Origin of the sequence: Staphylococcus agnetis, assembly GCF_011466855.1 — a bacterium.
Taxonomy (GTDB): domain Bacteria; phylum Bacillota; class Bacilli; order Staphylococcales; family Staphylococcaceae; genus Staphylococcus; species Staphylococcus agnetis.
In genome coordinates this window covers 2,317,858-2,330,268 of sequence record NZ_CP045927.1, presented here as the reverse complement: position 1 = coordinate 2,330,268, position 12,411 = coordinate 2,317,858, and the positions used below count along the sequence as shown (strand labels likewise).

General features: G+C 34.5%; 10 protein-coding genes and 2 pseudogenes. 11 read left to right on the top strand and 1 reads right to left on the bottom strand.

What is annotated here, in order from left to right:
* The first annotated feature begins 70 nt into the window (after nucleotides 1-70).
* The 10 genes and pseudogenes from GJE18_RS11630 to GJE18_RS11585 all read left to right on the top strand — a co-directional run bounded on the left by GJE18_RS11630 (nucleotide 71) and on the right by GJE18_RS11585 (nucleotide 10,051).
* Nucleotides 71-469, top strand: a complete 399-nt coding sequence (locus GJE18_RS11630) for a GNAT family N-acetyltransferase (RefSeq protein ID WP_060552080.1) — start codon at nucleotides 71-73, stop codon at nucleotides 467-469.
* Between the two features lie 548 nt (nucleotides 470-1,017).
* Entirely contained in the window at nucleotides 1,018-2,073 is a 1,056-nt protein-coding gene (locus tag GJE18_RS11625) for a DUF418 domain-containing protein (protein ID WP_157951754.1), read from the top strand.
* Nucleotides 2,074-2,099: 26 nt separating this feature from the next.
* On the top strand, nucleotides 2,100-2,840 hold the full coding sequence (locus GJE18_RS11620; protein WP_157951753.1) for a CPBP family intramembrane glutamic endopeptidase: 741 nt from the start codon (nucleotides 2,100-2,102) through the stop codon (nucleotides 2,838-2,840).
* Nucleotides 2,841-3,074: 234 nt separating this feature from the next.
* Nucleotides 3,075-3,827 (top strand): CPBP family intramembrane glutamic endopeptidase, encoded by a 753-nt coding sequence (locus GJE18_RS11615; RefSeq protein ID WP_107368770.1) that lies wholly within the window; start codon nucleotides 3,075-3,077, stop codon nucleotides 3,825-3,827.
* A 298-nt stretch (nucleotides 3,828-4,125) separates the two neighbouring features.
* Nucleotides 4,126-4,869 carry a GntR family transcriptional regulator gene (locus GJE18_RS11610; protein WP_060552076.1) on the top strand — a complete coding sequence of 248 codons (744 nt, stop codon included), beginning with the start codon at nucleotides 4,126-4,128 and terminating at the stop codon, nucleotides 4,867-4,869.
* A gap of 224 nt (nucleotides 4,870-5,093) precedes the next feature.
* A complete protein-coding gene (gene deoD, locus GJE18_RS11605) occupies nucleotides 5,094-5,801 on the top strand; it encodes a purine-nucleoside phosphorylase (RefSeq protein ID WP_085622600.1) in 708 nt (235 codons plus the stop codon).
* Between the two features lie 10 nt (nucleotides 5,802-5,811).
* Nucleotides 5,812-7,173 carry an MFS transporter gene (locus GJE18_RS11600; RefSeq protein WP_107368771.1) on the top strand — a complete coding sequence of 454 codons (1,362 nt, stop codon included), beginning with the start codon at nucleotides 5,812-5,814 and terminating at the stop codon, nucleotides 7,171-7,173.
* 12 nt (nucleotides 7,174-7,185) lie between these two features.
* A complete protein-coding gene (gene deoC / locus GJE18_RS11595; protein WP_145051036.1) occupies nucleotides 7,186-7,848 on the top strand; it encodes a deoxyribose-phosphate aldolase in 663 nt (220 codons plus the stop codon).
* Between the two features lie 29 nt (nucleotides 7,849-7,877).
* The gene (gene deoB / locus GJE18_RS11590; RefSeq protein WP_107369021.1) at nucleotides 7,878-9,053 is read left to right on the top strand and encodes a phosphopentomutase; all 1,176 of its coding nucleotides are present in this window, start codon (nucleotides 7,878-7,880) and stop codon (nucleotides 9,051-9,053) included.
* A 131-nt stretch (nucleotides 9,054-9,184) separates the two neighbouring features.
* A pseudogene (locus GJE18_RS11585) lies at nucleotides 9,185-10,051 on the top strand (alpha/beta hydrolase).
* Nucleotides 10,052-10,067: 16 nt separating this feature from the next.
* Here GJE18_RS11585 and GJE18_RS12225 read toward each other — a convergent pair.
* A pseudogene (locus GJE18_RS12225) lies at nucleotides 10,068-10,238 on the bottom strand (NAD-dependent protein deacylase); the annotation flags it as partial.
* Between the two features lie 278 nt (nucleotides 10,239-10,516).
* Here GJE18_RS12225 and dptF point away from each other — a divergent pair.
* Entirely contained in the window at nucleotides 10,517-12,409 is a 1,893-nt protein-coding gene (gene dptF, locus GJE18_RS11580; RefSeq protein WP_107376442.1) for a DNA phosphorothioation-dependent restriction protein DptF, read from the top strand.
* The last annotated feature ends 2 nt before the right edge of the window (nucleotides 12,410-12,411 follow it).

Sequence of the window (12,411 nt, the reverse complement as noted above, 5' to 3'; positions counted from 1 at the left end):
CGTCAAGACAAATACGTTAAGCCAAGAAGATAAACATGCATTTTTTCATTGTTATTGCGGGGGGAGCAGGATGGTGGTATCTTCCGGAGATTATGACTTGAATATATTACCTGGACTAGCTGCAATCGAAGGTGATGAAATTATCGGTATATTAACGTTTTTAGTGTTTGATGCCCATGTCGAAATCATATCTCTACATTGTACAGAGCAAAATAAAGGGGTAGGTACACGTCTCATTAACATGATGGATGATGTTGTAAAACAATATCAAAAACATAAGTTAAAAGTGATTACCACAAATGACAATTTGGATGCATTACGATTTTATCAAAAGCGAGGGTTTAGGGTTGTCAATGTGATACCAAATGCTGTAGAAACTGCTAGAGCTAAAAAGCCTGACATTCCAAAATTGAGTGAGTCGGGCATTCCTATAAAAGATGAATTGGTTTTATTAAAAACATATGTTTAACACTCAAATGCGCAATACCGTTTGAATGCTTTTAGCGCAAAGTTGAATCATATTTTCTTAGTTTACTTAGTTATATATGATATAATTAAATTATAAAAATTATTTAAATTAAGGGAGATTTAATTTTAAATTTCTCTTAATTTTTTTTATTAAAGTCAGTTCACACTTTATACTAATAGTGAGCTAGGGATTATCATCGTAAGTACATTGATTTTACTGCGTACCAATTAGCTTAACGCATATTTTAACCAAAGCTTAGTCAACACGAATGACATATATGCCTTGTGCGTTTAAAGAGGGATTGCAAGTAGTCGTACCATGACATGCTGGTGGAACTTTAAATCATTTAGTCAGAAGTTACAATGCCGTTTCGTCTCTCTAAATTCATGAATGTTTGTGAAAAGAAAAGGATTGTTGTATAATCCGTAATTGTTACGATTTGAAATATTGATTTCAAGAATTAATTAAAAAGAGAGTTGATTGATATTAAACAGAGAATTCTTAGCTTAGATGTTATGCGAGGAATTAGTTTAATTGGAATATTATTTATGAATGCTTTAGGTGTTCATTATTTTACAGTTTTTGATGAACCTTTCCATTACTACAAAGATTCCTGGAGTCAATTTTTATATCAACTTAATTTAGTGTTTATACAGAACGCTTTCTATCCTATATTTGCCTTTTTATTTGGTATAGGGTTAGCGATTATGTATACCAATATGATCAATAAAGGTATGAAACCTGGTATCGTATTATATCGTCGTATTATTGCGATGCTAGCGTTTGGGCTTATTCACGGTTATTTCTTATACAATGGTGATATTTTACACACATATGCTACGCTTGGATTAGTCGTTATACCATTTTTATTTATTCATCGTCGTTATGCGTTGATGATATCAATAGGCTTATTACTTTTGAATTTCTTACTGTACGTGTCATCGCTATTCAATGAGCAGGCGACGAGGTTAATTCCATTCAATCGCAATCCACATACGACAGAAATTTTGCAAAGCGGACACATTTTGGAAATCATTAAATGGAATATGAATGAGTTTAACCAAGTTAACACGATGTTAAGTATAGGTAATTTCTTTGCAGGTATTTTAACCGTTTTTCCATTTATTATGCTAGGTACATGGGCATATCGATTCGAGTTGTTCGATAAAATGCGTCGTCATTTGAAGGTGATTTCGGTAATCAGTGTGATGGCCTTAGCCATCGGTATTTTCATTAAAATGCAATCATTTGATGTGATAGGCTCTGCAATTGCACCACAAATTGTGTTTGTCGGTGGAACGTTTATGGCTATTGGCTATTTCTGCCTCGTGACGCTATTATGCCAGCTTCCAAAATCAGCAAAAGCGTTAAACCCTATGGTGGCTGTTGGTAAATTAGGATTCACAGTATATATTACGCAAAGTGTCATTTTGTTCTTTGTATTTTACATTTTAAGATTATACGGTACGATGACGATAAGTCAGGTTTATCTTCTAATTATTGGTGTGGTTGTACTGCAAATTGTCGCATGTAATATATATATGAAATTTTATAAGATGGGGCCACTTGAATGGTTATGGCGCAAAATCACATATTTAAAATAATTAAAAAATAAGAAAGAGGGATGCACATGAAAAAGCATTATTTATTTTTAGCGTTTTATATGTTTGTCATGGGTTTGGGTTTGATTATAACCAAACAGGTGTTCAATACCCCATATGAATCAGCACATTTTGGACAAACCTTTTTGCCGTTCATGGCAATACTTGCTATAATGACGGTCATTTATGGATTGCGTCATAAATCATCACTCGTTTTAGCGCCAGCAAGTGGGCACGGATGGTTATTCATTTTACCCTTTATTACAATTACGCTACTTGGTGCTTTCACTTTAGTAGATAATGCCAATGCAGGTCTAATGTTTGTATTGCCAATGATTGATGCGATATTGATTGGTATTGCAGAAGAAGGCGCGTTTAGAGGTATTATTTTAGGTGGATTGGCCCAACGCATGAAACCGATTTATGCTGTATTTTTATCAGCTGTTTTATTTGCTGCGTTGCACTTATTAAATGTTCTTGGTGGTGTGACGTTGAGCGATGTCTTGAACCAAATGCTATCAACGTTATTGATGGGTATCTTTTTAGGAGCTGTGTACATTTATACACGAAATATTTTATATCCAATTTTCTTCCATTTCATTTGGGATTATGTTTTCTTAAATAACGGATTAGGTTCCGTATCCTTTGCACCAATGTTATTTATTGGCACAGTAGTATTAGAAGTTATCGTTATCGTTTGGATTCTTTGGAAAATGAGACATGTGCAAACGCTTATGCCGAAAAGTGGCGACACATCTATCAAACATTAAATACAAATAACCCGTTCATTACGCTCCAAGTGTAATGAACGGGTTATTATATGTTTATATATAAGTCATTTAAGGTTAATTTAATTTTAAATCCATCTTAATTTTTTAATTTATAAAAAATAAATGTTTTATAATGTAAATGAGTAAGTCTTGTTTGATTCGAGGCATGCATGTTCTGCATCTCCCAATAGAGCAAGACTCAAAAAAATTTTAGAGAGAAAGTGAGTGGTTCGTATGGAAAAACACACTAAGTTCATCATTGCATATTTTATTGTCTCAGGTATAGGTATGAGTATTATGAATTTTGGGCTAGGTATCGAATATGGTACTGAAAATTTCCTATTCGCCTTTATTGCAGTCCTTTTCATTTTAGCTCTGATGACAAGTATTTATGGTTTACGTCATAGAGCGTCATTTTCAATTCAAACACCGAAACCAGAGATAACATTTTTCTACTTCTTACCATTTATTCCATTTGTAACATTGACTGCTTTGGCACTCATTACTGCAGGTGCAACGTTTAGTGTAACACCGCTTTATTTGTTCCCGATTGTGAGTTCATTAATTATTGGTATCGCGGAAGAAGGCGCATTCAGAGGGATTTTACTTGGGGGACTTGCACGTCATATGAAACCAATCTATGCGGTCTTGATTTCAGCACTCCTTTTTGCGCTATTACATTTGAAGAATGTCGTAGGTGGCTTGCCATTACCTGATGCAACGTTACAAGCTGTGACGTCGATTCCTATAGGACTTTTCTTAGGTGTACTCTATGTTTATACACGAAAAATTATTTTCCCAATATTGTTCCACATGTTTTGGGACTATATTTTTATTTCAAATGTATTCGATGCGTTTAAATATGCACAACAATTTTTAAATGTGATTGAATACTCATTGTATATTGTTACGGTGATATTGTTAGTTCACATGATTAAAATGCCATCTTTAGGTAGAAAGACAGAAGAAAAACTGGAAAAGGCATAGGCATTTATGGATATATCTGATATGTTCGGAAAGATGTTATATATCAAATATCACATTTTAACAAAGGCTGCAGAATTCTTTTAATGAATTTTGAAGCCTTTTTAAAATATTGTAGGTGTCACGATTGCCATTAAAGTCACATTTGATGTGGCTTCAGGTTTCTTTTTAGGATGAACGATTTTAGCATTTCGGGGGACAGGCTTTTAGAAATCATTGACTTTCTGTAAACATGTATGCCATTTGGAATCATCTTATTGTATGATAAAAAGGGAAACGTTAAAATATTGGAGGTTGTTTTGTGACACAATCGCAGCCAAAGTTTTTAAACATTTATAATACGTTGTTCGAAGAGATTCAAATGGGAAAGTTTCCAGGAGGGCAAGCACTCCCGACTGAGAAAGTATTGTGTGAGCGTTTTGGTGTGAGTCGAATGACACTACGTCAAGCGATTAAAATTCTCGTTGAAGATGGTGTGATTGAAAGTATTCGTGGTAAAGGTCACATTGTCATTCCGCAAATGAGGGCACATCACGCATCAAGTGTGACTTTGCTAGAACACCCGCTACATCAAATGTCACGCCACGCCATGACGTTAGGTTCATTGAACTATCGAGTAGATTTAGAAAGCGAGTATACGAACCATCTATTTACAGATCATCCTTCTGCTGTCATTGCGATGGAGCGTTATTATTTTGAAAAAGATAATGAAAGTAACCATGCAGATGCACTGTGTTTTACATTTATTCCAGTGAATGTTATTGATACTTTTAAAATTAATACCCAAAGTGAACGTCAAATGTGTCAATTTGTAGAAGAAACGGTCTATATGAATGCCTATCAATCTGATTTGAAATACTCGATTACGAAAGCACCTATCTTTAAAAATCATAAGCATGTTTTTGAAGGCGGCCCTTCATGTTGGCTTGTTGTTGAAAATGTGTATGGCAATCACACGAGCCCAATTTTAGTTAATAAATGGTATTTACCACAAGAACGTTTTGAAATCATCGTCTCACGTGTGAGAACAGATCATACAAATTAGACAACGTTCTTGAATAAAATAAATAAGGAATATGAAGAAGCGATACTGCAATAGCAGTGTGGCTTTTTTGTATTGTTTAAGGGGGGCGTAAGACGCAATGCAGTGAGAAAGTTGTTCTAAAAGTTGTCATATTTTACATGTTGAAAGCGCTATCTACATCATGTATTATATAAGTGGTTAGACAAATAGACAAATATATAGACAAATAAATGGGGGTTTTTATTATGAAAGCAACACCACATATTAAACCGATGAACGACGTGGAAATCGCCGAAACGGTGTTATTACCAGGGGACCCATTACGCGCAAAATTTATTGCTGAAACGTATTTAGAAGATGTACAACAATTTAATACGGTACGTAATATGTTTGGTTATACGGGAACGTACAAAGGCAAGAAAGTGTCTGTGATGGGGTCAGGCATGGGGATTCCGTCTATAGGTATTTACTCTTATGAGTTAATTCATACGTTTGGCTGTAAAAAATTAATCCGTGTAGGCTCTTGCGGTGCGATGCAAGATCACATTAACTTGTATGATGTTATTATTGCACAGGGTGCATCAACAGATTCAAACTACGTCAATCAATACCAATTACCAGGACATTTTTCACCAATTGCATCATATCATTTACTTGAAAAAGCCGTAGCCAAAGCACGTGACAACGGAACAACATATCATGTAGGGAATATTTTATCGAGCGACATTTTCTACAACGCAGATGAGACGGCATCAAAACGTTGGATGCGCATGGGTATTTTAGGTGTTGAAATGGAATCTGCAGCACTTTATATGAATGCCACGTATGCGGGCGTTGAAGCTTTAGGTATTTTTACCGTGAGCGATCACTTAATTCGAGAAGAATTTACGACTCCAGAAGAAAGAGAACGTGCGTTTACGGATATGATTGAAATTGCACTTTCTTTAGCATAAGAGGTGAGTCATGATGGATTATGTCAAAGTTAAAAGAGCTGTACCAATATTACTATTTTTATTCGTTTTCAGTTTAGTCATTGATAATTCATTTAAGCTCATTTCAGTTGCAATTGCTGATGATTTAAATATTTCAGTGACGACCGTGAGTTGGCAAGCGACACTTGCGGGTCTAGTAATTGGGATCGGTGCAGTGGTGTATGCGTCTTTATCTGATGCCATTAGCATTCGTACATTATTTATTTATGGTGTATTTTTAATTATTATTGGGTCAATTATTGGCTATATTTTCCAACATCAATTTGCGCTCGTATTGGCAGGACGCATTATCCAAACAGCAGGACTTGCTGCAGCAGAAACGTTATATGTCATTTATGTCGCAAAGTATTTATCTAAAGATGATCAGAAAACATATCTTGGATTGAGTACGAGTAGCTATTCTTTATCACTTGTTATTGGGACATTGTCTGGTGGATTTATTTCAACGTATTTACATTGGACAAACATGTTTCTCATCGCATTAATTGTGATATTTACATTGCCGTTTTTATTTAAATTATTACCAAAAGAAAATAATACAAATAAAGCCCATTTGGACTTTATTGGATTGATTTTAGTAGCAACTATTGCGACAACAGTGATGTTATTTATCACCAACTTTAATTGGTTATATATGATTGGCGCATTGATTGCCATAGCAGTATTTGCGCTATACATTAAAAATGCCAAACATCCACTAGTGGATAAATCATTTTTCCAAAACAAACGCTATGCATCATTCTTATTTATTGTATTTGTCATGTATGCGATTCAATTGGGCTATATTTTTACATTCCCATTTATCATGCAACAAATTTATCATTTTGAATTAGATACAACGTCACTCTTATTAATTCCAGGTTATTTAGTTGCAGTGGTTACAGGGGCATTGAGTGGGAAAATTGGTAATTACTTAACATCCAAACAAGCAACGATTACAGCAATTGTTCTCATTGCACTCAGCCTATTCTTACCATCATTTACTGTAGGTCAACACGTTTCAATATTTGTGATTTCGATGATCTTCTTTGCAGGTAGCTTTGCGTTAATGTATGCACCATTATTGAACGAAACGATTCGCACTATTGATATTCATATGACAGGTGTCGCAATTGGATTCTACAATTTAATTATTAACGTGGCAGTTTCAGTCGGAATAGCAATCGCAGCTGCTTTAATTGATTTAAAAGCGTTGAATTTCCCAGGAAATAATGCTGTTGAAACGCATTTTGGCGTTATCTTGTTTATACTTGGTTTGATGAGTTTGGTGGGTCTAGCATTATTTGTAATATTGAATAGATGGACAAAATCGGAAGTTAGTAAAGAAAGTTAAAGGAGTTTGAATATGAATTTTGAAAAATATATTGATCATACACTATTAAAGCCGGAATCTACACGCGCGCAAATCGACAAGATTATTGACGAAGCGAAAAGCTATCACTTCAAATCGATTTGTGTGAATCCTACACATGTTGCGTATGCACATGAAAAATTAAGAGATTCAGATGTACTTGTATGTACTGTGATTGGTTTCCCACTTGGCGCGAATACACCTGAGGTGAAAGCGTTCGAAACGACGAATGCCATTGAGAATGGGGCTGATGAAATTGATATGGTGATCAACATCGGCGCATTAAAAGATGGTCGTTATGATGATGTTCAAAAAGATATTGAAGCGGTCGTGAAAGCTGCACAAGGTAAAACAGTTAAAGTCATTATTGAGACGACATTATTAACAGATGACGAGAAAGTGAAAGCATGTGAACTCGCGAAAGCTGCACACGCGACATTTGTGAAAACATCGACAGGTTTTGCAGGTGGAGGCGCTACAGTCGCAGACGTGAAGTTAATGAAAGAAACAGTAGGCGATGCACTTGAAGTAAAAGCGTCCGGCGGTGTACGTAACTTAGACGATTTCAAAGCAATGGTTGATGCCGGTGCGACACGTATTGGTGCGAGTGCAGGTGTTCAAATTATGCAAGGTTTAGAATCCGATTCAGACTACTAAGCAAGCATCAGACAAAAGGAGGGGTTACAATGGCAACATTTAACCGCGTACATTTAATCGTGATGGACTCAGTGGGGATTGGTGAAGCGCCAGATGCCCACAAATTTGGAGACGAAGGGTCTCATACACTCCGTCACACATTAGAAGGTTTTGACCAAACATTACCCAACTTACAACAACTGGGTCTAGGTAACATTGATGACTTACCGGTCATCGACCGAGTGGACCATCCAATGGCGTACTATCATAAGTTGAGTGAAGCCTCAGTCGGAAAAGATACAATGACAGGGCACTGGGAAATGATGGGTTTAAATATCATGCAGCCGTTTAAAGTGTACCCAGACGGTTTTCCAGAGGAACTCATTCAAGAGATTGAAGCGATGACAGGTCGTAAAGTGGTCGCAAACCGCCCAGCATCCGGTACACAAATTATCGATGAGTGGGGCGAACATCAAATGAAGACAGGAGACTTAATTGTCTATACGTCGGCAGACCCTGTGCTTCAAATCGCAGCGCATGAAGACATTATTCCTTTAGAAGAACTGTATGACATTTGTGAAAAAGTGCGTGAACTGACGAAAGATCCAAAATATTTAATTGGCCGTATCATCGCACGTCCATACGTAGGTGAGCCAGGTCACTTCACGCGTACAAGTAACCGCCATGACTACGCATTAAAACCATTTGGTGATACGGTGATGACTGCACTGAAAGATGATGGTTATGACGTCATTGCGATTGGTAAAATTAACGACATCTATGATGGCGAAGGCGTTACTGAAGCTGTACGTACGAAAAGTAACATGGACGGTATGGACCAATTAATGAAAGTCGTTCAAAAAGACTTCAAAGGCATCAGTTTCTTAAACCTTGTCGACTTTGACGCATTATACGGTCACCGTCGTAACAAACCAGGTTATGCCCAAGCATTAAAAGATTTCGACGACCGCTTACCAGAACTCTTTGAACATATGCGTGACGATGACTTACTGATCATTACAGCGGACCATGGAAATGATCCAACTGCTGAAGGCACAGATCACACACGTGAATACATTCCAGTGCTTTGGTATAGTCCGAAATTTAAAGAAGGCCATGCATTAGAAACCGATACAACGTTCAGTTCTATTGGTGCCACGATTGCCGATAACTTTGGGGTTAAAGCACCAGAGTATGGTCGCAGTTATTTAAACGATTTAAAATAAGCTAAAATATACACGAGGTAAGAATTGACTCAAAAGTCGTGACTTCTTATCTCGTGTATTTTATATTTATAAAAATGGGTATTACATAAGAGAAATAAATCTAAGTTATGGGATAGAATCGAGGTAAGTGTGTGAAAAAGAAGAAAATATGGTTAAGTAGCGCCGTCGTATTTATCGTAATCGCAATCATTGCTGGGGCAAGTATTATGTATACGCAACATAAACAAAGCACAGTTGCACATGCAAATTATATCAATGACCGCACACCGACATTGTTTTTACACGGAACAAGTGGGAATTTAAATTCACTCAAATATATAGTTAACGAAGCTGAAGACCGAGGTGTCACACAAGATGTTGTGATTGCACATGTGTCTAAAGACGGTGCAGTAACGTTTGAGGGCGCACTAGCACAACAAGCACGCAATCCAATTGTACAAATAGAATTAGAAGATAATGACAATATGGATTTAAACAAAAATGCCTCATGGATTAAAAATGTGATTGTGGCACTTGACCAAAAACAACATTTTAAACATTTTAATTTTGTTGGGCATTCTATGGGCAACACATCATTTGCACAATACATGCTAAATTATGGAAATGATACATCTTTACCATAATTGAAACATCAAGTTAGTATCGCAGGAACGTACAATGGCGTATTAGGCATGAATGAAGACGTCAATGAAATATCCGTAGATAATGCAGGAAAACCAAGTCGAATGATCGCACCGTATGAAGGATTTATGAAATTAAAGCCTATGTATAAAGGGAAAAACATCGAAGTGTTAAATATATATGGTGATATTTTAGACGGCACACACTCAGATGGCATTGTGTCAATGAGCTCGTCAAAATCATTAAAATATTTACTTGGTGATAGCCCTAAAAGTTACAAAGAATCGAAATATGAAGGTGCTGACGCGGAACATAGCGACATTCACGACAATCCCAAAGTTGCCAACGAAATCATTTCATTTTTATGGGGAAAATAAAAACGCGCTGATTGAATCAGTGCGTTTTTTTCGATTCAAGCGCCGCAATCACTTTGACCATATCTTCATGAATGACAAGGTTTGCCAAATGGTCATAGGGTGTGGGTTCGCGATTAATGATAATCAAGTTGCCGTGATTAAATTGAGATACAAATCCAGCAGCAGGTTGAACTACGAGTGATGATCCTTACTTCACCAATGAAATTCCACTTTCTTATGAGGAAATAAACTACTCATATAATTTGTATGTTTCAGTTCTTTATTAAATATGTAGAATAAATTAAATTTTTATTAAAATGATTAAACGGGATTTTCATTGAAAAAGTTTGCAAAAAATAAGTGCTTACAAAATGATTCAAAGCTCTAAATATTATATTTTTTGTTATTTTGTATTGTGATATAGTTAAAGTTAATGAGTGTTATGATAATATAAACTATAAATAAGGTATAAAGGGATGGGGTAGAATGGATACGTATGTACAAATTATTCAGAAATTAAGAGACTGTTTGAAATTATTTGAGATGAATATAAATTTTAGCAATCTAGATGAGATAGATACTAAAATTTTTAACAAAGAAATCTATAAACTAAAGCTAAAAAAAAGTATTAATAATACGGAATTTGAAATACTTTCGAATTTAAAAATTAAGATAGAAGAGATTCAAAAATATCATCATGTAAATGATTATAAAGCTCTTGATAATTATATTTATAACGTTAGAATTTATAGGGAAAATGGTACCACAAGAACCTCTAAAAATTTTCTTAATATTATAAAATTTTTGAGTAGCTCCTCAAAGGAATCAATAGTGAACTCAGAAGTGTTTAGTGAATTTAACGATTATATGCACGTAGAAAGACCTATTCAATCTAAGTTAGAAAGAGCACTTTACAATTTAAGAGAAAAAGAGCATGGCATTATATTTTTAGTCGGTTCTGTTGGGGATGGGAAATCACATTTATTATCTTATTTTAATAAAAAGAAGCCTGACTTACTTGAAGGTGTGAAAATTTATAATGATGCCACTGAAAGTAATAACCCTTACAAAACAGCAGTAGAAACTCTAGCTAGTGAGCTCGAAAAATATCATAAAAAAATAACGAAAAAATTAGTTGTGGCTATCAACATTGGAATGTTACATAATTTAAAAGAATTTCTAGCACGAGCACAAATCGAAATGGATGTTATAAATACTATAGAGAATAGTGATATTTTCAGCACAAACGGCATGAGGGAAGATGCCTATGAACATAACGATATCACAATAGTATCATTTATTAATGAAAAGGTTAACGAAATATCCGAAGGTGAGATAAAAAATCTATTTATTATAGATATATTTAAAAAAGTGTTTAATAAAGATAGTAACAACCCGTTCTATAGGGCTTATCAAGAAGACGAGGGTTTTTCAAGAAATGAAGCAGTTTATATAAATTATCGTTTAATGCTGGAAAACTCAGTACAAAAGACTGTTATTCATTTGTTAAACAAAATACAAATTGAAAATAAAAGAATATTGTCTACTAGATCAATTTTAAACTTTATATATGACATAGTGGTGCCAGAAGGAATAGAACGAGAAAACGAATCAATGTTAGTTAATTTACTTTTTAATAATTTTGACAAATCACAAATACTAAATTCAATTGCACAACATGATCCAATATTATTCCAAGATAGTAAAATAGATGTTTTGAATATAGAGTTGTATAATACTTTGGATTTGCAGAGTAAGTGTAAAGAGATTTTTGGTGAAGAAACTTTTTTGAAAATTAATAATTATTTGTATCTGTTAGAAGGTTTAGCACACAATCGTAAATTTGAGATAATTTTAAGGTTAAATTATTTGTTTAATTATGAAAAGTATGAACCTAGAATCTTTAATGAATATATAAATATATTGGAAAATTTACCATATGATATAAATTTAAAAAAAAGCCTAGTTAATAAAATTTTAGTTACTATTAATAATTGGAAAGGTTCTCCGAAAAGTGGGTTTTTATTTAACGAGACTTTAAAACCTGATACAAACTTAAGAATTGGTTTGAAATTTAACCCAAAACTTAAAAGCATAAAAGTAACTAATAAATTGACATTAGAGGTCGAATTAAGTATACAAGGTAACAATTATTCCTTAGAAGTTGATTACAATTTGTATAAACTGATGGACAAAATTGAAAGAGGATATCTCTTAAAAATGCAAGATATTCAAGAAACTGTAGTATTTTCTGAGTTTATTGATAATGTTGTAAATGATTTAGAATCTACGAATGAAACATTAATTAATCTTCCAAATTCAAATGATACTTTTGTTATAAGAGAAGGGTTTATTGGATATGAAATAGAGAGGGTGTAGAA

What these genes read in the sequence shown, in the direction of transcription:
- GJE18_RS11630 (WP_060552080.1), top strand. Translation starts at nt 71, where the DNA reads ATGGTGGTATCTTCCGGAGATTATGACTTGAATATATTACCTGGACTA.
- GJE18_RS11625 (WP_157951754.1), top strand. Translation starts at nt 1,018, where the DNA reads ATGAATGCTTTAGGTGTTCATTATTTTACAGTTTTTGATGAACCTTTC.
- GJE18_RS11620 (WP_157951753.1), top strand. Translation starts at nt 2,100, where the DNA reads ATGAAAAAGCATTATTTATTTTTAGCGTTTTATATGTTTGTCATGGGT.
- GJE18_RS11615 (WP_107368770.1), top strand. Translation starts at nt 3,075, where the DNA reads ATGGAAAAACACACTAAGTTCATCATTGCATATTTTATTGTCTCAGGT.
- deoD (WP_085622600.1), top strand. Translation starts at nt 5,094, where the DNA reads ATGAAAGCAACACCACATATTAAACCGATGAACGACGTGGAAATCGCC.
- GJE18_RS11600 (WP_107368771.1), top strand. Translation starts at nt 5,812, where the DNA reads ATGATGGATTATGTCAAAGTTAAAAGAGCTGTACCAATATTACTATTT.
- deoC (WP_145051036.1), top strand. Translation starts at nt 7,186, where the DNA reads ATGAATTTTGAAAAATATATTGATCATACACTATTAAAGCCGGAATCT.
- deoB (WP_107369021.1), top strand. Translation starts at nt 7,878, where the DNA reads ATGGCAACATTTAACCGCGTACATTTAATCGTGATGGACTCAGTGGGG.
- dptF (WP_107376442.1), top strand. Translation starts at nt 10,517, where the DNA reads ATGGATACGTATGTACAAATTATTCAGAAATTAAGAGACTGTTTGAAA.